The sequence below is a fragment of the Puia sp. genome, assembly GCF_035546395.1.
GTDB lineage: Bacteria > Bacteroidota > Bacteroidia > Chitinophagales > Chitinophagaceae > Puia.
On record NZ_DASZXR010000006.1, the window covers coordinates 345652 to 370866 of the forward strand.

The 25215-nt window shown below is 55.9% G+C and carries 22 protein-coding genes and 1 riboswitch; of the genes, 1 reads left to right on the forward strand and 21 read right to left on the reverse strand.

Going from position 1 to position 25215, the window contains the following annotated elements; all coding sequences use genetic code 11:
- Positions 1–35 precede the first annotated feature (35 nt).
- From VHE34_RS07730 to VHE34_RS07755, 6 genes are all read right to left on the reverse strand, one after another.
- Positions 36–1172, reverse strand: a complete 1137-nt coding sequence (locus VHE34_RS07730) for a glycosyltransferase family 4 protein (RefSeq protein ID WP_325586393.1) — start codon at positions 1170–1172, stop codon at positions 36–38.
- A complete protein-coding gene (locus VHE34_RS07735) occupies positions 1169–2089 on the reverse strand; it encodes a glycosyltransferase family 2 protein (protein ID WP_325586395.1) in 921 nt (306 codons plus the stop codon). The genes VHE34_RS07730 and VHE34_RS07735 overlap by 4 nt, the downstream gene beginning before the upstream one ends.
- A gap of 13 nt (positions 2090–2102) precedes the next feature.
- On the reverse strand, positions 2103–3281 hold the full coding sequence (locus VHE34_RS07740; protein ID WP_325586397.1) for a sugar transferase: 1179 nt from the start codon (positions 3279–3281) through the stop codon (positions 2103–2105).
- A gap of 76 nt (positions 3282–3357) precedes the next feature.
- Positions 3358–3753 carry a response regulator gene (locus VHE34_RS07745; protein ID WP_325586399.1) on the reverse strand — a complete coding sequence of 132 codons (396 nt, stop codon included), beginning with the start codon at positions 3751–3753 and terminating at the stop codon, positions 3358–3360.
- A 413-nt stretch (positions 3754–4166) separates the two neighbouring features.
- Positions 4167–5855, reverse strand: a complete 1689-nt coding sequence (locus tag VHE34_RS07750; RefSeq protein WP_325586401.1) for an RCC1 domain-containing protein — start codon at positions 5853–5855, stop codon at positions 4167–4169.
- Positions 5856–5861: 6 nt separating this feature from the next.
- Positions 5862–6674 (reverse strand): phytanoyl-CoA dioxygenase family protein, encoded by an 813-nt coding sequence (locus tag VHE34_RS07755; RefSeq protein WP_325586403.1) that lies wholly within the window; start codon positions 6672–6674, stop codon positions 5862–5864.
- Between the two features lie 163 nt (positions 6675–6837).
- Here VHE34_RS07755 and VHE34_RS07760 point away from each other — a divergent pair, with 163 nt between their 5' ends.
- Positions 6838–8751, forward strand: coding sequence for a LamG-like jellyroll fold domain-containing protein (locus tag VHE34_RS07760; RefSeq protein ID WP_325586405.1), 1914 nt, complete (start codon positions 6838–6840; stop codon positions 8749–8751).
- Positions 8752–8777: 26 nt separating this feature from the next.
- On the opposite strand, the gene VHE34_RS07765 is transcribed toward VHE34_RS07760, so the two are convergent.
- The 15 genes from VHE34_RS07765 to VHE34_RS07835 all read right to left on the reverse strand — a co-directional run bounded on the left by VHE34_RS07765 (position 8778) and on the right by VHE34_RS07835 (position 25125).
- Positions 8778–10280 carry a hypothetical protein gene (locus VHE34_RS07765; protein ID WP_325586407.1) on the reverse strand — a complete coding sequence of 501 codons (1503 nt, stop codon included), beginning with the start codon at positions 10278–10280 and terminating at the stop codon, positions 8778–8780.
- 48 nt (positions 10281–10328) lie between these two features.
- Positions 10329–11435 carry a 2-iminoacetate synthase ThiH gene (gene thiH, locus VHE34_RS07770; RefSeq protein WP_325586409.1) on the reverse strand — a complete coding sequence of 369 codons (1107 nt, stop codon included), beginning with the start codon at positions 11433–11435 and terminating at the stop codon, positions 10329–10331.
- 6 nt (positions 11436–11441) lie between these two features.
- Complete coding sequence (locus VHE34_RS07775) at positions 11442–12221, reverse strand: thiazole synthase (RefSeq protein ID WP_325586411.1); 780 nt, start codon at positions 12219–12221, stop codon at positions 11442–11444.
- Entirely contained in the window at positions 12215–12796 is a 582-nt protein-coding gene (locus tag VHE34_RS07780; protein WP_325586413.1) for a thiamine phosphate synthase, read from the reverse strand. Before VHE34_RS07780 ends, VHE34_RS07775 begins: the two co-directional genes overlap by 7 nt.
- The gene (locus VHE34_RS07785) at positions 12775–13509 is read right to left on the reverse strand and encodes a bifunctional hydroxymethylpyrimidine kinase/phosphomethylpyrimidine kinase (protein ID WP_325586415.1); all 735 of its coding nucleotides are present in this window, start codon (positions 13507–13509) and stop codon (positions 12775–12777) included. Before VHE34_RS07785 ends, VHE34_RS07780 begins: the two co-directional genes overlap by 22 nt.
- The gene (locus VHE34_RS07790; RefSeq protein ID WP_325586417.1) at positions 13502–14083 is read right to left on the reverse strand and encodes a thiamine phosphate synthase; all 582 of its coding nucleotides are present in this window, start codon (positions 14081–14083) and stop codon (positions 13502–13504) included. Before VHE34_RS07790 ends, VHE34_RS07785 begins: the two co-directional genes overlap by 8 nt.
- Complete coding sequence (gene thiC / locus VHE34_RS07795) at positions 14080–15651, reverse strand: phosphomethylpyrimidine synthase ThiC (RefSeq protein WP_325586419.1); 1572 nt, start codon at positions 15649–15651, stop codon at positions 14080–14082. The genes VHE34_RS07790 and thiC overlap by 4 nt, the downstream gene beginning before the upstream one ends.
- Positions 15652–15662: 11 nt before the next feature.
- Positions 15663–15914 (reverse strand): sulfur carrier protein ThiS, encoded by a 252-nt coding sequence (gene thiS, locus VHE34_RS07800; protein ID WP_325586421.1) that lies wholly within the window; start codon positions 15912–15914, stop codon positions 15663–15665.
- Between the two features lie 30 nt (positions 15915–15944).
- Positions 15945–16040, reverse strand: a riboswitch (TPP riboswitch).
- Entirely contained in the window at positions 16041–17390 is a 1350-nt protein-coding gene (locus VHE34_RS07805; RefSeq protein WP_325586423.1) for a glycoside hydrolase family 27 protein, read from the reverse strand.
- A 5-nt stretch (positions 17391–17395) separates the two neighbouring features.
- Positions 17396–18916 carry an alpha-N-arabinofuranosidase gene (locus tag VHE34_RS07810; RefSeq protein ID WP_325586425.1) on the reverse strand — a complete coding sequence of 507 codons (1521 nt, stop codon included), beginning with the start codon at positions 18914–18916 and terminating at the stop codon, positions 17396–17398.
- Between the two features lie 111 nt (positions 18917–19027).
- Complete coding sequence (locus tag VHE34_RS07815) at positions 19028–20278, reverse strand: glutamate-5-semialdehyde dehydrogenase (protein ID WP_325586427.1); 1251 nt, start codon at positions 20276–20278, stop codon at positions 19028–19030.
- A gap of 1 nt (position 20279) precedes the next feature.
- Positions 20280–21299, reverse strand: a complete 1020-nt coding sequence (gene proB, locus VHE34_RS07820; protein WP_325586429.1) for a glutamate 5-kinase — start codon at positions 21297–21299, stop codon at positions 20280–20282.
- Positions 21300–21328: 29 nt separating this feature from the next.
- A complete protein-coding gene (locus VHE34_RS07825) occupies positions 21329–22285 on the reverse strand; it encodes a Hint domain-containing protein (RefSeq protein WP_325586431.1) in 957 nt (318 codons plus the stop codon).
- A 14-nt stretch (positions 22286–22299) separates the two neighbouring features.
- On the reverse strand, positions 22300–23484 hold the full coding sequence (locus VHE34_RS07830; RefSeq protein WP_325586433.1) for a histidinol-phosphate transaminase: 1185 nt from the start codon (positions 23482–23484) through the stop codon (positions 22300–22302).
- A 72-nt stretch (positions 23485–23556) separates the two neighbouring features.
- Entirely contained in the window at positions 23557–25125 is a 1569-nt protein-coding gene (locus tag VHE34_RS07835) for a flavin monoamine oxidase family protein (protein ID WP_325586435.1), read from the reverse strand.
- Positions 25126–25215: the final 90 nt, after the last annotated feature.

Below are 25215 nucleotides of genomic sequence, written 5' to 3' on the forward strand. Positions count from 1 at the left end.
CCCTGGCAGGCCATAATTTATTATAATACAATACGTTACAATACAGCTTTTTTTGCCGCTATCTCCAGGTAGATCCCTTCGATCTGCTCCGTCATTGCCTCAACATTGTACTTTTCGTTGATCGACTCCATCGCCCTCTCTCCCATTTTTCTCCGCTCCACAGGATCATTCGCCAATTCGATCAGCACCCGCGATAAAGCCGGCACAAGCTCCTCTGTAGAAACCAACCTCCCATTCACACGGTCACGAATCACTTCGGCCGTCCCGTCGACATCAGATGCGATCACTGCCTTCCCCATGGCCATAGCCTCCAGTAAACCGATCGGCAACCCCTCCCACAAAGAAGGAAGAACAAAAATATCCGCTGCCGCAAGGACATCCGGAACATCCTGCCTGAATGAAGTGAAGGTCACCTTGTCCTGCAACCCATACTGCTCCACGAGCATTACCCCCTGCTCCTTCAGATCCCCATCCCCAACCATCACCAGCCGCAGGTTCTGCACCTCCGGCAGCGCCAGGCGAAACGCCTCGATCGCCGCTATAGGCTGCTTCTGAACGGTAAACCGGGCAAGGAAAAGCACCACCACCGCGTCGGCGCCGATACCTAACTCGGCCCGAACATCCTTACTTCTCCGCAATGGCGAAAACCTGTCCCGGTCAATCCCGTTCAATACCAGTTTGTACTCAAACCCTGGGATCGCCCGCTTGCCCGCCTCACCGTTCGCACGCGACACGGCAATATTAAGATCCGTCCTGCGCGTAATATACCGCTCCCCAAAAGTCCGCATCTGCCGCACTAAAAAGGACTGATCCTTATGGAAAGACCAGCCATGCACCGTATAGATCACCGGTATCCCCAACGACCGCGCCGCCCACAATACATTCGAACTCGCCCGCGTGCCGTGAGCATGCACGAGATCCGGCCGTAAATTTTCGATCAATCTCTTCACCCGCCCCCACTTCGTGACGTCGAACGGCCTCTCCGTATAGATCACATGCGTCTCTATCCCCATTCCCTTGAGCCGCTCGATCATCGGACCATCCGTAAAACTAAGCACCACCGGCTCGAAAAGAGACTTGTCCAACTCACCGGTAAGACTCAGCAAATGGGTCTCCCCCCCGCCGATCTGTCCCTGCCGGATACATTCTAAAACTCGGATCTTTCTGTTCATGGCTTTTTGGCATGCCCATTGAAACCGATCGAAGGATTGAATTGCCACAGGATACCCCTCCAGAAACTTCGCAAATGCTCCCTGTTACCCCGAAACAAATAGACGATCGTGTTCTTGGGCATAGTGAAAAATATGAAATAACTGGCAAAAACGAGGAAAACAGGCAACCGGGTATTGCGACGCATGAATAAGATCCGGTTACGGGTAAGATAAAAGGTCTTTAGCGGACTCGCCTTACCCGTCGTCATGGACTCCTTATGATAGATAAGCGACGCCGGCTGATAATAGATCTTATAACCCATCTTTCTGATCCGGGCCGACCAGTCCAATTCCTCATAATAAAGAAAAAAAGGTTCATACATGGTACCCACCCGCTGCACAACTTCCCGGGATACCAACATGGCGCCCCCATGGGCAAAATTCGTCTCCCGCATCTGGTCATATTGTCCCTCATCCCGCTCACCGCAGCCGATCATCCCATTCCTGCCCGTAAAGACATTCATGGCCCCATACCCCGCATACTCGATAGTCCCCTTACGAAAATAATAGTGGAATTTGGGACACACCACACCGGCGTCCCGATGAACCCGAAACACCTCCATCAACCCCTCCAACAGCCCCGCAGTGAACTCCGTGTCGTTGTTCACCATAAAGAAATAACTCCCTCGGGCTACCCGGATGCCCGCGTTATTACCACCGGCAAAACCCAGATTCTTCCCCGTCAGGAGCATTCTAACCTCAGGATACACCTCCCTGCAGGCTTCCGAAGGATCCTCTGCCGAACCATTGTCAACGATGATCACCTCGATGTTCTCGTAAGTATTGTGCTCGCGAATCGACCGGAGGAACTCAACCGTGACCGCACTGTTATTGAAGTTGACCGCGATGATCGAAATAATAGGCAACGAAGGATCCATGAATGGAGGGTTGCTATACATTCTCCTTTTGCAAAAGTGCCGTGGGAGTCTTGGCCATGATCCATAGATCGGTCGAGAAACTGCACTTGTTCGCATAATCGATATCGATGCTGATCCTTTCTTCGACCGACATGTCCTTCGTCCCTCTCTTCTTGATCTGCCATAATCCGGTGATACCGGCCGGCGCCATGAACCTCGCGGCATAGTCATCCGTGGTCAGATTCTCCGCCTCATATAACGGCAAAGGACGATTACCTACCAGCGACATGTCACCCTTCAGTACATTGAACAGCTGCGGCAACTCATCCAGGCTCGTATTCCGGAGCAAACTGCCGACCCTGGTGATCCGCGGATCATTGCTCACTTTAAAGAACACCGGGCCGCTGCCATTTGCTGAATATTGGTTCTGATGCGCCAGATCACGCAGCTTCTTATCCGCATCAACAACCATTGTCCTGAATTTGTAGAAATCAAAGACCTTGTATCCCCGCCCCGCCCTTTTGGCGACATAGAAAACAGGGCCGCCCGACTCGATATACACCGCCAATGCGATCAACGCCATCAGCGGACTGAGCAAAAGCAACGCTATACCTGCCACAAAAATATCAAATGCCCGCTTGAACATCAACCCAAGATCCGTGTTGACCGCACGGTATTCCTCTATCTCCGGAGCCTTCCTCACCGCCACGTTCGCCTTGAAGCTGCGGAGAAACCGGATCTTCCCCTGAAACTCCTGCTCGGTCATTCCCTTAAGCGAAATGATCTCGTCCGGCCGGCCTACCAGCTTGATCGTCTTGAGATCGGCAGGACTCAACGCAGTCCCATCCACCAATAGCGGGATACAACGCAAAAGAGGATTCGAATACAACGCCTCGCGCAGCCTCCTGATCTCTCTCACCTTCATGCTGGATTCACAAACGATGAATTCCGGAAGCACTGAACGCGCCTGATCCGATGCCCGTAAAAGATTCGATTGCGCATCACCGCATGTCGCCCACACACTGCCATACTCATGCACAGAAGCCAGCCGGGAAATATTTCCCGCATCCGTTCCGACATACATGAATCCGCTGTATTGGGGCTGGCCATGGCCAAGCGAGTCCTCAGCATTCAAAACATAATAATGCTTGAAGCCCTTTCGAACTACATCCACCTTACTCTGCGCAAATTTTGGAAAAACTGAAGGGTTCATAATAAAGGTTGACGATTTCATAAATACGGCAATTCAATCGATATCGGCTATTGAACAGGATTTTGGACAACTCGGTCTAGACGGCCATTACGGAGGCGCCGATACCTTCATTCATTAACAGCTTTACTGATTCCAGCATCTCAACCGGATTAAATGGCTTCATAAAGCATGCCACGACCCCCAGGTCCCGGCACTGCATCTCAGTCTCATGCCGGTCAAGGCTCGATAAGACCACCACGGGGATCTGACCGTACATGCCACTCGTGCTGATCTGTCTGATCAGCTCCCAGTCCGGCATATCCGGTAACCGCGGGTCAGCAATAATTAGATCGGGAAGATTACGATGATTAAGAAAGTACAAGGCGGAGTAACCATCCGGAACGGTTACGATCTGGTATTCCCTTCCAAATACCGTCTGGAGGAGGAAACGAATAGCCTTGCTGTCATCAATTGCCAAAATAAGTTTTTTCATCACCAAGGTGTTTTAGGGTGTTATTAACGGCTCCAATTAAGTAGACACTTAACTTTTCTAGGATGGCAATGGAATTAAGTCGGCTGACACGAGGTATTGGCGTAATTAAAATACTTCAATATCAGAAGCAGGCTTTACGAAATAGCGATGTGGATTATCAGTCCCTTTCAAGATGGCAACAAGTGGGGATTTCAAGGATTGGGAAACGACGGCTATACTGTAAGAGTTACGCGCCTACATTCAGAGGCAGTGAAATGGCAGGTGCTAATATTGACGTAAAAATAAGCGATACTTTTCTAATCTGCAAACTAATCGTCGAATATTTTTACCTGACATTGCAAAGGTGCGTAATTTTTTCAAGTAAAAAATCCCACATTCCGGGTATTTTTGGTCGCAACTTACCTATCGTATATTTACGATCCCGGCAGCCTTACCCTTATCGTTGTACTATCCTGTTTCCACCCATTATCCGTCACCACAAGCCGGAAACCATATTCCCCGGCAACAGGAGCCACGACGACCGGACTCGCCATCGAGGGCAAAACGATCGTCGCACGCGACGGCCCGCTCACCTGCTTCCACAAAAACCGAATGATCCCCCGCGAACTGTCCATCAAATTGTCATGGCTCCCGCTTCCGTCCAACACCGCCTGCCCGGAAACCGTCCCAACCTCCTTCACCTTCGCCACCGCCTTCGGCTCGAACCCGTCCGGAGTACGGTAAAGGTTGCAGGCTTTACTCTCCGGGTGCTCCATGCAGTGGGGGGAAGTAGCCCTGTAAACACGCTTACGTTCGAATGGATTCACAGGCGTCACCAGCGTGACATCCCACGAATTCGGATATTCTGCGCCGATCTGCCCCCGTTCCCTGTCCGATTCCACAACCCCATTCCCTAGCATCCCCCCCTTGTTCCGACCCCACGAATAAAGTTGTCCCTGCCTGTCTTCCGCATATACGTAGTATACAAGACTATTGGCCGTCCACATACCCGTAAATGAATGCAAACCCCGTGCTAGGTGTACCGGCTTCTGCACCAGCAACTGACCCGCACCCCAATCCCAGGCATAAGGCGCGGCATGACCATCTCCCCGGCGGTAATGGGCAAAATCAAGCTCCTCACCAATCCCTATCGCACCCATCGAATTATCACCCCAGGCCCAAATCGTACTGTCCTTCAGGATCACATACGTCGCTACAGAATTCGTACAGATACATCGGATCGGCTGCGGCAACTTCAACTTCTCATCCAAACGCTGAGGCCTTAATTGCGGCGCCGGCTGTCGGCTGAATCCCCCCTCCCCAAGTCCAAGGTACGAGGTGTATTGCCCCCAACCATATAGGGATTGATCCTCAAGCAAAGCATAGTTCCATTTACTCCCTCCCGCTATATCCTTCGCCCGCCCCGGAAGCGGGATCATTTCAGGCCGATAGGCATCCACCACCTTCTTGCCTCTCGCCAACTGGTACTCCACCCCGTATTGCCCCCCTCCCCCCCAGGTCCACACCCTCCCATTCTTATCCAATGCGATCCCTATTTCATACACCAGCAACTTGACGATAACAGTCCCTTTCGGGAACACCACCTTAACTGGCAAAGGATTATCCCCACCTTCACCCCCGTTTCCCCTGATCCCATGCCTGGTATTTCCCCACACCCATACGGTGCCGTCCGCCTTGAGTGCAGCACTCGTCCACCCCCCATCCCCACCGCCTCCGACAACCGCAACAACCCCTCTGAACGGAGCCCCCATACTGTCCCGCTCGATCCGCCGGGGTGCCACTACATCCTCCCCGATCCTGCCATTTCCGCATTCTCCATTCTGATTAGTCCCCCAGGCCCAAACAGCCCCATCCTCATCCACCGCCAGCGCATGGTGCGCGCCCGAAGACGCAGTCCTGATCTTTCCCTGCGGCAACCCCTCCACCTCTTCGGCCCTTCCCGTCATCACCGAATACAACCGGTGCGTCGATTGATCGAGAATGTAACAATGATATTCACCCGTAGCCACAAGGTACCGCCCGCCCTGCGCTACTCCATTCACGACAATCAGGCCGCTTAAAAAAAACATCGTCGCCCGGCAAATGCGATGTCCGTATAGCATAATATCTTATAAAATTAAAGGGTTTAACTCCGAAGCCGCCAGCCTTCCCGGCGGCAGCCCGTTGAGCCAATTGTTCAGCTCATTCACCTGGGCAGGATGGATCGGCTGCGCCACCCTGGCCCCATCCGCCATATACGTAATAGTCATCATCTCCCTTCGCCGGTCGGAAAAATTCGCAGCCGTATGATGCACCGTATTTCCATAATGCCAGGTCGCATCCCCCGCCCGCATTCCTGCCGCCCGGCTCAACGGAAAACGCCCCTCCCGAATATACTTGCGGTAGGTACCATCGGGCTCGGAAGAAAGCTTGGGGTCAATGATCGTGCCCTGCCGGTGCGATCCCGTCGCAAAGATGAACATCCCCATCTCGAGGCTCTGATCCGTCAACGCCATCGCCATCGTCACCGTATCGGCCGAATCCAGCGGCCAGTAATATTGATCCTGGTGCCAGTAGGTAGCCTTCCCACCCGCTTCCTTGAACAACGCATGATCATGATAGATCCGCACATTGGCCACCCCCAGCAGATCGGCCGCCACTTTCGCCAACCGCTTCGATAGCACGAATTGTCTTACGCCCTCATCCGTCCGCCACAGGTTCACCATCTGCCCGAATGCACGCCCATAAATACCCTTATCCGGCAATTTTTTCTTCTCCCGGCTCTGCCTCTTCACCGCGTCCACAATCTGCTGTCGAAAAATTGCCACATCTGTGGAGGACAATACACTCCGCACGAGCAGATGCCCGTTGTCCCTGAACTCGTCCCGTTGCGCCGCGGAAATGTTCAGAAAACCATCCAGATTTGGTAGGTTCTTCGCCATCTGCCTGTAAATTAATCCTTCCTTGCAAAAATGGAAATTCTTTGTAGAACAGGGTTGCGTTTTACAGTCAGGAATAACCCCTAGAGGGGGGTTATTTCCGCCATGCGCCTTTCACCGATCGCCTTTTTTAACTATCTTGACCCTAAATTTAAATCCGTTTCCTATGAGAAAAATTTACCCTTTTCTCCTGGCATCGCTTTGCATTTCCCTGAACGCACTCTCCCAAAATTCATCCCTGAATTTCACCGGTTCCAATTACGTCACGGCAGGCGTCGACGTCATAAACCCTATCGGCGACTTCACGCTCGAATTCTGGGCCTACGTTCCAAACACCGCAGTCGACGGTGCCGTCCACCAAATGGCGTCAGAAGGCGCGGCCGGATTCGAATTTTCCATCGGCTACCTGGGCGACGGAACGATTCAGGTGGGCGATCCCGGCTGGTTCCCGAGCACCGGCATCCAAATTCCAAAGGACCGATGGACCCATATAGCGCTTACTTACAGCACCGGCGGCGGGGGCAACGCCCAACTCTATCTCGACGGCCATAACGTGGCAACGGTGGACGGCTTCTTCTTCAACGACGAACAGCCCTTCCGCATAGGAGTGCAGGTCGATATTACCCAACCCTTCATCGGAAGGATCGACGAGGTGAAAGCATGGAAGACCTCCCGCACCCAGCCCCAGGTCAGGTCGGATATGTTCGGCACGCCGAACTTCAGCGACAACAACCTCATCGCCTACTACGAAATGAATGATGGCAGCAGCACCGCCGTCACCAACTCGGCCGCTACCACGGGCAGCAGCCAGGACGGCGTGATCAGCGGCGACACCGGCGGCGCCAACTCCTGGGCCGGATCACCCATCCAATACGGCAACAACGCCCTGGTATTCGACGGCGTCGATGACCAGGTGGATATCCCCGCTCTCACGGGCAACCAATACGATCTTACCTCCGGTGGAACGGTCGAGTTCTATGTCAACCCCACTACGCTCCCTTCGAGCGGATGGGCAACGATCGTCGGTAACCGCGGCGCAGGCGGGGTCCGTTATAGCTTCCATCTTTCCGCAACCCAGATCGGCCTGGACAACGGCGGCGCCAGTCCGAATGTCCTCGATTACGCTGTCCCCACCGGTCCGAATAACTGGACCCACCTTGCCTTCGTTTACGATGGCGGCAGCACCACCACCGTCTATGTCAACGGAGCCTTTCAAGGCACCATCAACGGCTCCCTGGGCGCCGCATCCGGCCAACCGCTGACCTTCGGGATGGCAAAAAACACCTCCGGCGGCGACGACAAACCCTTCTCCGGGGGCATCGACGAGGTCCGCATCTGGAGCACCCAGCGCAACGCCGCCCAGATCAGCGCCAATTGGAAATCTACCCTCACCGGCACCGAAACCGGCCTGATCGCCCAGTATACTTTTGACCAGGGCGCCTCCGACGCCGATGACGGCGGCCTCACGACGGCCTTCGATAACACGGCAAACGCCAATGACGGCGCCCTGATGAACTTTGCGCTAAACGGTACATCTTCGAATTTCACAACCCATGCCCTTCTCTCCGTACCTCTGCCGGTGACCATCGCCGGCTTCTCCGCCACCCGCTCGGGCAACGAGACGGTCCTCCAATGGCAGACGGCAACGGAACAGAATAGCCGCGAATTCGTCATCGAAAGAAGCTCCGACGGCAAGAACTACACGGCCATCGGTTCGGTAGAGGCTGCAGGTAACAGCCAGACACTGCAAAACTACGCTTACACCGACCCCCAACCGATGCCAAACAACAACTTCTACCGGCTGAAACAAGTGGACCAGGACGGAAAGTTCGACTATAGCCTCGTCCGCTCGGTCAACTTCCCGACCACAGCCAGGCTCATCTGGTACATTACCGGTAGATCGTCCGCCGGCGTTTGGCTTCAACAAGGCAGCGACGAGCCATACGCACTCTATGACGCGGCCGGCCGCCTTCTCCGCGCCGGTAACCTGTCCAACGGCAGGACCCAATTATCCCAACTGCCACCAGGCATCTACTTCGTCCGCGTCACAACGACGACACTCACAATTTCACTCCCATAATAAAGGGGGGCCGCCAGGCCCCCCTTTCATTTCAATAAACTTTCCCGTATCGCCACCGCTTGCGGCGACGCATCCGGCAACAAAAAGATGCGCCACCCTGAATCGATCCCAAGCCCGCCATAAGCGAGATATTTCGCATAATCCGGCTCCTTCGTCGTATAGACATAATCGAATATCTCGGGCAACGGCTCACCCGCCACCGACTCGCATACCCACCGGAACTCCGCATCCGTCCACCCACGTCCCTTCGCCTGATAGAACTCCCGGTACAGCCTCCGCATCACCTCGTCCAGCCCGCTCCGGTTGGCGGAAGCATGCCGGATGGCCAGGTCAAGCAACAGCCCTACCGCCGGCCCCTTGTCATAGTAAGAGATGGTCGAATCCGCACCTCCCCCCAACGGTCCGTAGTTCCAGCTGTCCCAGCTGGCCTGCGCAAGCGATTGCCGCAGATGCCCGGGCTTATTCTCATAGGCCGCGATATTATTCCGCAGATCATGCAACACATCGCTGTCCTGCATCAGCCCCGCCCGTAACACAAGCATATACTCATAGTAGACGGAAAGCCCCTCGGACACCCAGAGCCCGTGAGTACGATTGGGCCCCTGGTAATCGAAAGGCCCAAGCGCGATCGGCCGGATCCGCTTTACATTGTAGTGATGGAAATATTCGTGCGCCAGGAAATTGAACACCCGCTTACGGCCACCCTCCGTGGCCAGCTGGTTCCCCGAAAATGGCACCGCCGCGGAATTCAAATGCTCGATCCCGCCCCGACCCGATCCCATCCCCAAAAAAGTGTAATGCCGGTAAGGAATATCCCCGATCATCTCGACGGCCGCCTCGACGATCTTCTTCAATTCGGCCATGAACCGGCCCCGATCGAACTCTCCCATCCGGTACCCGGCAAAATAATGCGGAACGCCCCGCACGGTAAACGATGGCAGATCTTCCAGCTCCCCCATCAGGATGGGACAGTCGTACAGTACATCAAAATCGGGTGCATAATAAAGATGTTCGCCACCCGCCACGGCGTCCAATCCCGTCGCAATCTTCGTCCATCCGTTCCGCAGCTCCACCGCCAGCTCCACCGGCTGGCGTAAATACCCATCGGGATAAAGGAACATCCCCGTGGGCGCCACAAACCCATGCGCCGAATCAAGCAGCGATTGCGCCGCAAAATTGGTGCTGGCATAAATATCATACTCGATCGTAAAGCCCCCTCCCTTCCCCGGTACCGCGACCCGCCAGGTGCGCCGGTCCGTCCGCTCCCAGGCAACGGTATCTCCATGCGCATCCTTTACGCTGAATCCACTTAGCCCGCCGGCATAATCCAACAACTGGTAATAACCCGGCATCCAGGCCGGCATCTTCAGATCGATCACCGGGGTCTCGATCCCCTCGATCCGGAAAAGAACATGATAGCTGTGCCGCTCGGGATGCTCCACCAGCAGCGTATAGCGGAATTGCGGCCTGGCCGACCCGGTCACGGCAATGGCAAGAAAGAACACAATAAGCGGTAGTTTTTTTGGCATATTGCCAAAATAACCCAAATTCGGGGCCCGGTCTTCTCGGATTTTAACTTACTGCAAAGCCATATCCCAATCCTTCCATACCGGATCATATCCCTGCCGCCGGATCATCGCGGCGATCTCCGCAGGACTCCGGTCATCATGGATCTCAAACTGCTCCAGCGACCCCGGGTCTACCGAATATCCCCCCGGATTCGTCCTCGACCCCGCACTGATCGAGGTGATCCCCATCCGCACCGCATGATCCCGGAAAACCGGGCTCTCCCGCGTCGACAAGGATAGCTCCACCTCCTCATCCACCAGCCGGTACGCGCAGACCAGCTGGATCAGCTCCCGGTCGCTCATCGCCACCTTCGGCGCCAGCCCACCCACATGCGGCCTCAGCCTCGGAAAGGAAAGGGAATATTTCGTCCGCCAATACCGCCCCTCCAAATACCGCAGATGCAAACCCGTAAACCAGCCATCCGTCCGCCAATCCTCCAACCCGATAAGCACCCCCAACCCCATCTTATGAATGCCTGCCTTCCCAAGTCGATCCGGCGTCCCCAACCGATACTCGAAATTGGATTTCTTTCCCTTAGGATGATGCAGCCGGTAATCCTCGCGGTGATACGTCTCCTGATACACAAGAACACTGTGCAACCCATGCTTCATCAACAAGGAATATTCCTCGCATTCCAGCGGCTGCACCTCCATACTCACCTGCGCAAAATGCGGCCGCACCACATCCAATGCCTTTACAAAATAGTTCACCCCAACCGTTTGATTAGCCTCCCCGCTCACCAGCAACACATGCTCGTACCCCATCGCCTTGATGGCCGCCGTCTCGCTAAGCAATTCCCCGGCGCTCAAGGTCCGCCGGGCAATCCGGTTGTCATAGCTGAACCCGCAATACGTGCAGATGTTCTGACACTCGTTCGACAGATACAGCGGGATATACAGCTGGATCACCTTGCCGAAACGCTTTTCCGTCATTCGCCGGCTCAGCTGCGCCATCTCTTCCAGGTAAGGCGCCGCTGCAGGCGATAGCAAAGCCTTGAGGTCGTCCAGGTCACGACCGGACCTTCCCAGCGCCCGCTCCACATCCCGCGCGGTCTTGGCATAGATGCTCTGCCAGACAGCACCCCAATCATGTTTATCGAATACTCCAGTAAACATAAAGATCTATTCATCCAAAAATGCCGTCAATGGACTGCTGGCTTCAGCCCGCATCGGCCCCATCCCGCCGCCTCCCGCCGCCAACCCAGCCTCAAAAGCCATCCGGCCACTCTCGACCGCCAGCTTAAAAGCCCGCCCCATTGTCACCGGGTCGGCGCTGGCCGCAATGGCGGTATTCACCAGCACCGCATCCGCGCCAAGCTCCATAGCCTTCGCCGCATCCGAAGGCGCCCCGATCCCGGCATCAATGACCACCGGCACCCGGCTTTGCGCAATAATGATCTCAAGGAAGTCCACGGTCTTCAACCCCTTATTGCTCCCGATGGGCGACCCCAACGGCATCACCGCCGCCACACCCACTTCTTCCAGCCGCTTGCATAGCACAGGATCGGCGTGGACATAGGGCAATACCACAAACCCCCGTTTGACCAGCTCTTCCGCCGCGATCAGGGTCTCGACGGGATCAGGCATCAGCCACCGCGGATCGGGATGGACTTCGAGCTTGAGCCAGTTCGTCCCCAACGCCTCCCGCGCCAGCTCCGCGGCAAAGAGGGCCTCCCGTGCATTCCGCACCCCCGATGTATTGGGCAGCAAATGCAGCCGGGGATGCCGCAGGTAACGCACCAGGTCACTGTCGCCAGCCCGCGTATCCACCCTGCGCAACGCCACGGTCACCAGCTCGCTCCCACTGGCCAGTAAGGCCTCCTCCATCACCGTCAGCGAGCCAAACTTCCCCGTCCCGGTAAAAAGCCGGCTCTGAAAGGTCGTGTCCGCAATAGTCAGCATATCATTTTTATTAGCATTCCAGAAAAGGCGATACCCTGAACTCCGGCCCCATACAACGCCGCCGCATCCTCCATCCTGATCCCACCAATTGCCACCACCGGCAACCCGATCCCCTCGGCCTTCACCTGCCCCATGATCCGCCGGTATCCCTCCAATCCAAGGATCGGGCTCAGATTCTTCTTCGTCGTCGTGAACCGATAAGGCCCAAGCCCGATATAATCCGCTCCGTGTTTCCAATGCTCCCGGATGTCCTCAATGGTGTTGGCAGTCCCGCCGATCATCTTCTCCTTCCCCAGCAGCCGGCGGGCCTCACTCACCGGCATATCCTGCTTCCCCAGGTGAACCCCATCGACATCAGCCTCCAAAGCAACCCCCACCCGGTCATTCACGATCAGCTTACATCCCCATTCACTACAGATATCCCTCGCGGCCAGGGCAGCATCCAGCACCTCCTCATCCGATGCAAGCTTCATCCTAAGCTGTATCCACCGGATGCCGGCCCGGCAGGCCGCTTCTACCTGCTGAACAGGACCCATCGGCGCATCGTCCATCGTCAGGAAATACAATCGTGCCATCCCAATAGACTTTTATTACTGCTTAAAAAATTTCGAACATATCCCTTTGCCCGGACAGCCGCCACCGGCAACGCATACCCCAGGGCCAGGTTTGCCGCCAAAGCGGAAGCCAGCACACAACCCGACCCATGCTTGGGGTACACCGCTCCCCCATCCACCGGTTCCAACACCTCCATTTTACCCTCCATCCACAAGTAATCCCTGCCGGGATGCTCGGGATGATGACCGCCTTTCAGGAGCAAATGACAGCCGCATCGCTTCACCCCCTCCCCGTCGGCAGCCAACCACCCCATCTCCTCCCAGTTGGGCGTCATCACAAAACATTGCGCGGCCACCTCCTCCCATCCTTCCGTCTTCACCCAGAAGTCAGTCCCACTGCTGCTTCGGATCACCGGATCCCATACCACCCGAACCCCGGGGTTCCACTGCCGGATATGTCGCACGACCCTGCCCACCAACCCGATCGACGGCATGATCCCGATCTTCACCCAGTCAAAACCCGCCGCCTCAAAACAGACATCCACCTGCTCGAGGACATCCTTCTCCGGCAGCCAGTCCACCCGACGGACCACCCGCTCGTTCTGCCAGGTGATTGCGGTACATACCGCGTATCCATATACGCCATGCGATTCCAACGTCTTGACATCCGCCAACACGCCGGCGCCGCCGCTGGGATCATATCCGGCCACCACCAACACCCTCGGTCTATCCATGCACCACGCGCTTTAGTTGTAAAAATCGTTCCGCCGCCTTCCCCGGCTCCTCCCAGATCCATCCCAACACCGCCGCCCCCGTCCATCCGTTTCCCAACAGTTCACCGATCGTTCCAACTCCAACCCCGCCAAGCCCGATCGGCCGGCAGGGCAACACCCCCCCCGGCAAGGTCAGCAACCCGGCATTTGCCAAATATCCCCGCTTTGAAATACTGTCAAACAAGGGGCTGATAAACGCATACTCGAGCCCATCGGGTAATGCCGCGAACTCCGCCCAATTATGCACGGACGTAGACACCCTCAAACCCGTACCTTCACCCATATTCACCGGCCCATGCACCTGCGGTATCCCATACCGCAGCGCCAACTGCGGCTGGTAATGCAACACCAGCCGCGACGCCCATCGCGGCGCCAGCCGGGATACAAGACGCTCCAGCTCCAACAAGCTCATTTCCGGCTTACGCAGGTGCAATCGCTCCAACCCAGCCTCGAGCAAGTCCTCGAGACGCTCCGGCTCGCCGGGAAAGCTTCCCGGCAGGGTCAACACCGCTATGAGAAAATCAGTACGCATCATAAATACATCTCCGATCCCATTTCCCGGAACTCCTCAGCCTTCTCATCCATCCCCGCCCGAACTTCCTGCGATAATTTCATACTGCAGAAATGCGGCCCGCACATCGAACAGAAATGCGCCACCTTCGCTCCCTCGGCCGGCAAGGTCTCGTCATGAAAACTTCGCGCCGTATCCGGGTCGAGCGAAAGATTGAATTGATCCTCCCACCGGAACTCGAAACGGGCCTTGCTAAGCGCATCGTCACGATACCTCGCCCCAGGGTGCCCCTTCGCCAGATCCGCCGCATGCGCGGCAATCTTGTAGGCAATGACGCCGTCCTTCACATCCTTCTTATTGGGAAGACCCAGATGTTCCTTTGGGGTCACATAACAAAGCATCGCGGTCCCATACCACCCGATCATCGCGGCGCCGATCGCCGACGTAATATGGTCGTACCCCGGCGCAATATCCGTGGTCAGCGGACCCAGGGTATAGAACGGCGCTTCATCACACACGGCCAGCTGCTTGTCCATATTCTCCTTGATGAGGTGCATCGGGATATGCCCCGGCCCCTCGATCATCACCTGGCAATCCTGCGCCCAGGCCTTCGCAGTCAACTCGCCAAGCGTCTCCAGCTCGGCAAACTGCGCGGCGTCATTCGCATCGGCGATCGACCCCGGCCTCAACCCATCTCCTAACGAAAAGGACACATCATACGCCTTCATGATCTCGCAGATCTCGTCGAAATGGGTATATAAAAAGCTCTCCCGGTGATGCGCCAGGCACCACTTGGCCATGATCGAGCCGCCCCTCGACACGATACCGGTCATCCGCCGGGCGGTAAGCGGGATATAACGCAACAATACCCCCGCATGGATCGTAAAATAGTCCACTCCCTGCTCAGCCTGCTCGATGAGTGTGTCCCGGTAAATTTCCCAGTTCAGCTCCTCCGCCTTCCCTCCCACCTTCTCCAGCGCCTGGTAGATCGGCACGGTACCTACCGGCACCGGCGAGTTGCGCAGGATCCATTCTCTCGTCTCATGGATATTCTTTCCAGTGGAAAGGTCCATGATCGTATCCGCACCCCATCGGCAGGCCCACACGGCTTTCTCCACTTCCTCCTCGATACTGGAGCTCACGACCGAATTCCCGATATTGGCATTGATCTTCACCAGGAAATTCCGCCCGATGATCATCGGCTCGCTCTCGGGGTGATTGATATTGGCCGGTATCACGGCCCTGCCCCTGGCCACCTCGTCACGCACAAACTCAGGCCTGATCCCACCACCCTCACGAACCGCAATGTATTCCATTTCGGGCGTGATGATACCCTTCCGCGCGTAATGCATCTGTGTCACATTCCCTTCTCCCCTCCTCGGACGGATCCACTCCTCCCGCATCCGCGACAAACCTCTCTCCAGATCGATATCGACAGCCGGATCGGTATAGGGACCGCTGGTGTCATAAACCTGGACCGGCCCGTCTCCGGTGGCTATCTCCCGCATGGCGACTCGCAGCGGATGCACGGTCCCCGGTACATAGATCTTTCTCGACGCGGGAAAGGGTTCCCGGCTTACTGATGTCTTCATAAAATAGTTTTTTACCCGCCCTGGGTCGCCCGGATAACAAAAACCCGGTCCGCCTCCCGCAGCCGCCACCCCGCCCATTGAGAACGCGGGATCACGGCCTCGTTAACGGCAATAGCTATCCCATCCGATTGCACGATCTGCAATAGCGGCAAGACATCGGCCAGACAGCCATTTTCAGGAAACTGAAATTTTTGTTGATTGATCGACACCTCCGGCATAAGAAATACCCCCTCCCTGGCTTCAGCCAAGGCTGTTAAGAACATATAAATTCGAGGTGCTGCGAATCGCAGAAAAGAAGAAGTCCGCCTTTTCCCTTCGCCGGTATTATCCGGATCAGGTTTTGAGGGTATCATCTCAGCCCGAGCAAACGAGCACCCCTAAAGTACGCCCTAAAGGTAGGGAATTATTTTTAACAACATACAACCATGCGCCGGCAACATTCGGGAATACGTCTTACCAAACCTTCCCAACTCCCGCTGCGCCCAAAGATCCCGCACCGCCACTCCACGCCGGATACCCAACAAATAAAGATCCACCGACACCTCGCGCGCGCTGTCCCCAATATTAAACGCACCCACATACAAGGCGCCCCCACCCGCATCGGAAACCCAGATCATCCGCCCCGCATCATGTGCCAGTTCACGCGGATTCATGCCCTCCTGGTTCACCGCCAATACCTCCGGGTTTCCAAGCAGCCTTTCCTCCAACGCCCTGTTTTCCGGCAGGTTCCCGCCGATCATCAGCGGCGACCGGTAAAGACACCAAAAACTGATATGCGTCATCAATTCATCCTCCGTAAACCGGCTGTATCGTTCCGGACCCACCGGCCCGCGCTTGGAGATCTTTCCGATCTGCAACATATCGCAATCCGGCCAGTGACCCTCCCCCCCAACTCCCGCCCATTTCTTGGCATAGCCAAACATCTTCAGCACCTCCGGCCAACTGTCCCAAAAATCATCCGCCATCCGCCACATATTTCCCCATTGCTTGACATGGGCGGAATCCGCAAGTGGGGTCTCCCCCGGCGAAAGACTAAGGACCATCGGCCGCCCGCAGGCTTCGATCGCCTTCCGGTATCCCTCGATCTCTGCCGCACTATACGGCCGTGAAATATCATCTACCTTGATCAGATCGACACCCCACCCGGCATACAACGCCAGCAGAGAATTGAGATAGGCCTGCGCTCCCGGCTTGCGCATATCTAGCCCATACATCTGGTTCATCCACGGACAGGTCGAATTCGTGTCGGCGATAGCCGCCGCGTCAACGCCACCGCCCCCCATCACCGGGCTATGCGCCCAGACGGCCTGCCGGGGAATACCCCGCATCACATGGATACCAAACTTCAATCCAAGGGAATGAACAAAATCCGCAAGCGGCTTAAACCCCTTGTCGCCAAAAGCAGACGGGAATTTATTGACATGGGGCTGCAACCGCCCCCAGGAGTCCATGGCCAGCCACGGAACATAGCTCCCATCCCCGAGCCTGTACTGAAAAGGGTTCCCTATCCGGCTCCCCGGCGGGTTGTCATAAGCCCAGAGAAAGTCGACAACGATGTACTGCCAGCCATACCGGGCCAGGTTCTTCGCCATATAGTCCGCATTAGCCCTGACCTCTTCTTCATGCACCGCGCTGCCAAAGCAGTTGTAGCTGTTCCAGCCCAACGGAGGCCGTTGTGCCACCTGCGCAGAAACACCGGCAGCAAGGAACAACAGCGGCAGCCAGCAAAGGATTCGCATAGACATTATTTCAATTCGAGAACGACAACCGACATTGCCGGCAATTCGACGACGAGATCGTTGCCTTCCTTCCTGGCTCCGCTGAACGTCGCGGGCTTCACCCGGTTAGGCTCGTCGAACGTATTGACATCGGTAAATTTCGCCGAGGTCAGCACCTGCCCGGTCACGGTCTTGAAAGTCATCCCCGGCAGATTCGCCCGCACGGTGATTTTTTTGGCCGGGTCCAGGTTGACAAAAGAAACATGGATTGCCCCGCCGCTGTCCCGCGACGCCGACGCATTCACCGCCGGGATCTTCTCGGAACCATGCGCATAATCCGGGGTATAGAACTGCACGGGTAGCAATCGCGCGTCCTGGTGTACTTTGTAAAGATCGAAGACCCAATAGGTCGGCGTCAGCAGCATCCGGTCCTTATCCGTCAACACCAGCGCCTGCAAGACGTTCACGGTCTGCGCAAGATTGGCCATCTTAACCCGATCCGCATGATTGTTGAAGATGTTCAGGGTCGTACCCGCGATCAACGCATCCCGCAGGCTGTTTTGCTGGTAAAGGAACGCCCCGTTCGTGCCGGGCTCGACATCCGTCCAGATGCCCCACTCATCGACGACAAGCGCCATCCGCTTATGGGGATCATATTTGTCCATGATGGCCGAATGTCGGCGGACGATCTCATCCATCCGCAAAGAAGCCGCAAGAGCCCTGAAATATTCGTCTTCCGAGAATTGCGTAGCCGATCCCTTATGTTGCCAGCTCCCCGCCAGGGTATAATAATGCATTGAGATCCCCCACGTGCGTCCCCGGCTGATATTCTTCATGACCGTTTCGGTCCAATTGTAATCGTCGCCGTTCGCGCCGCTGGCGATCAGCTTCAGGCTGGACCCGGGATAGTTCCGGCAGAACTCCGAATACCGGTTGTACTCCCCCGAGTAATATTCCGGCGTCATACTCCCGCCACAACCCCAGCTCTCGTTGCCCACTCCCCAGAAGGAAACATTCCAGGGCTGCTCCCGCCCATTGTGCCGGCGCAGATCGGCCAGCGTGCTCTTGCCGTTATAGTTCAGGTATTCCAACCAGTCAGCCATCTCTGCGGGCGTACCCGAACCGACATTCCCGGCAATATACGGCTGACACCCCAGCAAGTCGCAAAGCTGCAAAAACTCATGTGTCCCGAAGCTGTTGTCTTCCGTCACCATGCCCCAGGTGGTATTCACCGTATGCTTGCGCTGTTCGCGCGGACCAATGGCATCCCGCCAATGATACATATCCGCAAAACATCCGCCCGGCCACCGAAGCACCGGCACCTTGATCTTTTTCAACGCTTCCACGACATCCATCCGGATATGATCTCCCGTCCAGAAACCGTCATAGATACATCGCCCCAGGTCCTCGGAAAAATGCCCATAGATAAATCGGCTGATCTGCGGCCCCGCCGTATCGCGGATCGTAAGCCCGGCTGAATTTTGTGCAGATAGCGAAAAGGAAAAGAAAAGCAGTGTGCAAAAAAGCAGGTTCCTGGTGGGATTCATATGCAAGTTATTTAGGAACCCTAAATTAATCGTTTTTTTGACAATTAATAAAATTTCTTCCCTACCACCGGAGCCGGCCCGCCCCGCGCGCGCCTCCCCCCCCCCGGGCCGCTATTCCCTTACCTGCCCCGTCCCCCGGATCACCCACTTCTCGGTCACCAACTTCTCCAATGCAAAAGGTCCGCGGGCATGCAGCTTCTGTGTGGAGATCCCGATCTCCGCCCCAAGCCCCAGCTCCTCTCCGTCCGTAAATCGCGTCGACGCATTCGCATACACCGCCGCCGCATCCACATCCGCCAGGAACCGCTCGCAAAGCCGCTTGTCCTTCGACACGATAGCCTCCGAATGTTTCGTCGAATGCAGCGCAATATGATCCAGCGCCTCGTCCATATTCCTCACCACCTTTACCGCGCATTTCAGGCTAAGCCACTCCCGGTCATAGTCCTCCGGCTTCGCCCGCTTCAGCAAAGGGTACCCGGCAAACGCCTTTGCCCCCACCGCATCCGCAAACACCTCCACCCCATATTGCTCAAACGGCCCACGCAACCGCTCCACCAACGCCCCTGCAACAGCAGCGTCCACCACAAGCGTATCCATCGAATTGCAGACGGACGGCCGCGACACCTTGGCGTTGACGACGATGGCCGCCGCCTTCTCCAGATCGGCAGTCGACTCCACATACACATGACAAACCCCGGCGCCGGTCTCGATCACCGGGACAAGACTATTGCTACGGACATAACGGATCAGCGCGTCGGAGCCCCGGGGGATCAGCACGTCGACCCACCGCGTAGCCGTGAACAATTCCTGCACCACCTCCCGCTCGGGTGGCAGCAAGGTCACGCAATCGGGATGAATACCCGATGCCTCCAATGCCTTCCTGATCAGTCTAATGGCCGCCCGGTTCGTCTCGGCAGCCTCCTGGCTCCCCTTTAACAGGCAGCCGTTACGGCTCCGCAGACAAAGTGCCGCTATATCGAACGTAACATTGGGTCGCGATTCATAGATAGCCCCCACGACCCCAAGCGGAACGGCCCGTTTCTCCACCTTCAGTCCATTGGCCAGCGTCCTGCTGTCCAATAACTTTCCCGACGGATCAGGCAGCCGGCTTACCTTCCGGATACTTTGGGCGATCGCCCGGATTCGCTTCTCATTCAACAACAGCCTGTCCGTTCGCGGGTTGTCAGGGTCCTGTCGCGCGACATCCTTCGCATTGGCCCGAAGGACCACGGCGCTTTGTTCTTCGAGGCTCTTCGCAAGCAGCCGCAACGCGGACTTCACCTGCCGGTCACCGGCCCTTCTCAACTCCACCGCAGCCCGGTGGGTCTTTCGGATCAACGGCTCTATTTTCCTTGTGCTCATGTCAAAACAATACGATGTCATCCGCATGCGCGGCAATTGTGTTCTTATTTTTCAACCTTGCGGTGATCTCGGCAACCCCGAGCTTCACCTTGGCAACCCCTATGATCTGCTCCTCTTCGTCTTTTAACTGTACCACCTCACCCTCGGCAAATTTTCCCTGCAGCTGCCGGATCCCGACGGTAAGCAGGCTATGTCGCTGCTCGAGCGCACGTACCGCCCCCTTGTCCAGATAAAGACTGCCCAGTGTGATCGACCCGCTGGCCAGCCACTTTTGCCGGGCCCTGAGATTGGCTACCCTGGGAAGGAAGCTCGTACCGGTCTTTCCCTCCAACGCATCCGCAAAGGGACTCTTCCCCTTGAGCCCGCAGATGACGACCCGGATGCCGAGCGATGTCGCCAGCCGCGTAAAGGTCAGCTTCGACAACATGCCCCCCAATCCAAGACTGCTCTTTCCCTCCTGCACAAAACTCATGATCTTCCCGTCGACCCTTTCCACCAGAGGAACGATCTTCTTCGCATCATCCAGGAACCCGCCGACGGAAGTACAAAGCAACAAGGCCTCCGCATCGAACCCGATCGCCGTAAGCGTCGCCAGCTCGTCGTTGTCGGAGAATTTCAACTCGACATTGCTGACAAGATCGTTCTCATTCATCACCGGTAAAATGCCGTTCTTCCAAAACTCCTCGAAGGTCTCTTTCAACTGCAAAAAACGCGGCCTGCTGGAGAAATGCTGCCGCTCGCACAGGGCTTGCGCCACAGGCATATTATATACCGAAAATTGCTTTTGATAATGCCGGATCAGGATAGGATTTCCCACCGCCGCGGCCGCCTTTCGCTCCGCCAGCGTCCCCTTATAACCGCTGAAAAATCCCCTGCCACTGCCCACCGCCCCGCTCGACACCAGGATGACCCGGTACCGGCTGCTCAACGCGGCAATCCCCGACGCCACTTTCCTGATAGTGGCCTGACTGATCTCTCCCTTTTCATTCGTGAGCACAGCCGTACCAAGCTTAATAACCAAAACAGGCTTTTGCATCCTACGAAAATAATCTATTTCTGCTTCACGATCACCCCATTCACCATCAGCGGGCTTTCCCCGTCCGCTACGATATTATACACTCGCTGCACCCCGCCGGCGCCCTCCGTCTTTTCCCAAACGGTAAAAACCCCATCGGCACACAACACCGCATCTCCCACCTTCAGCTCTCCAACCTTCTTTCCCCCCACCATCGGATGATTCGGCGTCGCCTCCAATACCCGCGAGGAAAACACAAGGTCCCGCTCCCCCCTCTCTCTTACCGCAACGAGCACCAATCGCGTGATTGCATAATTCTTCGCTTCATGCACCGTCAATTCCTTCACGACGACGGTCTTCTCGCGGTTCGTCACCGGATCCATCGTCACCACCGCGTCCCCCGCTTTCACCTCGCTGAGCAGCTTCTTCCCGCCACCGGCCATCGCCACTTCCATGTCCCCCGGGAAGCAGATGTCATTGCCATAGGTCCCCGCCTCGCGGCTCACGTCCTTTCCCGCATTGCGATACAGCTGATAGCCTAATTCCTTCGACAGAACATAAGACAGCTTAAGCACAAAATTGGGCTCATCCTTCTCGATAGCATGGATATCTTCAAAATACTTTTTCCATACATCGGCGCCGGCCCTGTAGCCGGGCATGCAAGCTACCCAACCCTGGCCCTTCTCGTTCGTATAAAAGATCATCGTCCCCAATTCGACACGCCCCTCCTTCAGGATCAGCCTATACAGATCCATCCGCTTTCTCTTCCCATCATCTCCTGTTATAAAATAAGGCTTCCCAAACCCGCTCTTATCCAGGATATACGCGTTCTCGAATTTGACATACGTATCCTTATCCAGGTCCTTGACATGAAAAGACGGAGCCTTCTCATATTCTGCCATCGTCAAAGCGCGGCCCGAGGCCGAATCCTGTGCACGCACAGCGACAAGGCCGGCCACAAGAAGGCCGGCCGTCAATAGAATGTTCTTCATCAAACAAATCAATTTTAAGAGATTTCTTTAAATGCAGAGGCAAACGCCTCCATCTCATCCATCCGGCCGATACTCACCCGGCACCATTCCTGGTTATTGAACTTCCAGAAACGCACGCCCACCCCCCGCTTCATCATCTCATCCGTGAATTGCTTGCCCTCCATCTTGATAGGAAAAAGCACAAAATTCGCGCTGGAAGGGACATAGGTGTAGCCCTCCTTCTTCAAAACTTCGTACAGATATTCCTTGGAAGCCAGGGTCTTTTTCAACGCGCCGTCAAGATATTCCCGGTCCTGGTAAGTGGCGATCGCCCCGGCAAGGGTAGTAGCCGAGATAGACATGAAGGCCTCCGTGTGCAAGGTCAGACTCTTGATGATTTCAGGCTGCGTCACTACATACCCAAGCCGCAACCCGGCAAACCCATACAACTTCGAGAAGGTCCGCGCAACAATGATATTCGGATTCGAATTCGCCATGGGGATCAGCGTCGTACCCTGCGGATCAGGCAGATAATCGATATAAGCCTCGTCGACAAAAACAGGGACCCGCTTGGACACCCGCTCCACAAAAGCCTTCAGTTTCGCAGCGTCCACCACCGTCCCCGTAGGATTGTTCGGGTTACAGACATAAACAAGACCGGTATTGGCATCGATCGCCTTTTCCATGGCATCTAGATCCAGCTTGTATTCCGCCGTAAGCGGCACCTTCACCCACTTTTCCCCCATCCGGACCGCCTTCGAAGGAAGATCCTCGTACGAGGGATCACCGGTAATGACATTCCCGCCCGGCCTGCTGTAATACAGCGCCGCAGCCATCAGCAACGGCGACGAACCCGAGGCCAGCAGGATGTTCTCCTCCTTGATGCCTTCAAAATCGGCGATCTTCTTCGTCAGCTCCGGCATCGAACGGAAAGGATACTGATAGGCGGTCGGACAGGCGTCCATGATCGCCTTCTTGGCCTTGTCACAAGGACCAAATGGATTTTCATTGGCAAAGAGCCGTGCCTTCAGCGGCACCGGCGCACTCAGGGCAATCGTTTTTTCCGTCCACGCTTCGGCATAAGGAGCGGAAAGAGTTCCGGGATGAGTGATCACCGGGCTGGCTTGTACCTGGTCCAGCAGGCTGGCGGCAAAAGGAAGACCGCCGGCCAATAGTGCGCCCCTCTTGAGAAGGGTGCGACGACTGATTGAGTTGCCCATAACAGTTTATTTTTGGTGGTTGAATACCTTTAACCACCTTCGGTGGTTCCACCGAAGGTCAGACTTTAACGATCAACTTCCAAGCACCGGATACGAAAACCGCTGCCCCGTCACCCGGCTATGCAACGCCGCCACAACACTCCTCGCCGACTCCAGCGCCCCCGCCATCCACGCATTCAAATACGTCATATGCTCCCCGGCAAAATACACCTGCTTGTCCGGCTGTAACAAAGCCTTATATAAACTCCGCCGCTCCTCCGCCGAATACAGCGCCCACCCTCCAAGGTTATATCTCGTCTTATGCCAGCTTACAGAAAAAGAGGTCTCGAACTCCTGCCGGTACTGCGGGTGGATCAGGCTGCCCTTTTCAAGGGCCAGCTGCTCCCGTTGTGAATAGGAAAGATTGCCTGTCGCTACGGCCTTCTCATTAAAGTTATAATATCCTATCAATATTCCCTTACCACTCAAATAATCATAGGAAGGATAGAATATCTGCGTCAGCTGATTGTTCGTATGCGTGATACCCCCATAGATCCCCTCATCCTCTTCCCAGAAACGGCGCCTGAACTGCAGCCCGATCTTCCCGGTATTCATATACACCACGGTGTCGATCGCCCGGCTGGCATCGGAGCCAAAATTATGATCGATATTGCTCAAAACCGGCAAGGGGATCGTACAGATACAAAGATCGGCATTTAAAGCCTTTTCACCCATCTTATCTGTATAAGTTACAGTCACCCCCTGCTCCAGGTTGCGGATGCCCTTCACCTCAGCCTGGTAACGGATCATCGCCCTCACCTTCTGCTCAAAGGCCGCGGCAATCCGGTCCATCCCCCCAACCGCCTGAAAAAGTGTTCCTTGCAACTCATAGGTGTACTCTGCGACATTGTAAAAGTCGGGGTCCAGCAAACCCGAATGCAGCATCGCCAGCAGGGTCAGCGGCTCACCCAGTTTCCCCTCCCGGTCCCCCGGTCCCGGAGATTCGATATAACCCCGTCTCGCCGATGCCTTGTAAAGCTTGTCGATATCCAACCCGCCTTCAGCCCTCAGATATTCGATCACCTTCAACACATCCTCCTTACTCATTCCCGCATCCACCTTTCCCCCATCCATCGCCTTGGCCAGCAGCTCCGCCATCCAGCCCCTTGTATCATTGTGCACCTCCCTGACCCTTATCTTCTTATTCGACAATGGCCCCTTCCCCTCACTATAGTAATAAGTATTCTCATTCACATTATTATAAACCTGTATGGGTACGTTCAGCTCCCTGCAATAATGCAACGTCAATCCGTGATGATGCGGGATCCGCGACGGCCCCGCATTGAAATATTGCCCCTCGTCAAAGCCGGCCGCATGCGACCCGAACCCCGTTTCCTCATTCACCGATCCCCTGCGCACACTCCAGCACCGCCCCCCGGCCCGTTCCCTCGCCTCCAGGATCGTACAGCGATACCCAAGCTTGGTCAGCTCATAGGCCGCCGCCAACCCAGCCAGCCCCGCTCCCAGGATCACCACCTCTTTCCCATTCCCGCTCCCCTCCAACCGGAACGGATGCACCGGGGCCGCCGGTATCAATCCCATCGCCATCACCGCCGGAAATCCCGCCCTTTTCAGAAATTCTCTCCGAGTTAGCTCATGCATGACTAAAAATAACGAAAAACCGCGACGATCATCGCGGTTTTTGCCACATGCTCAATTTCACTAATTTAATCCCCGGAGGCCCTCCTACCG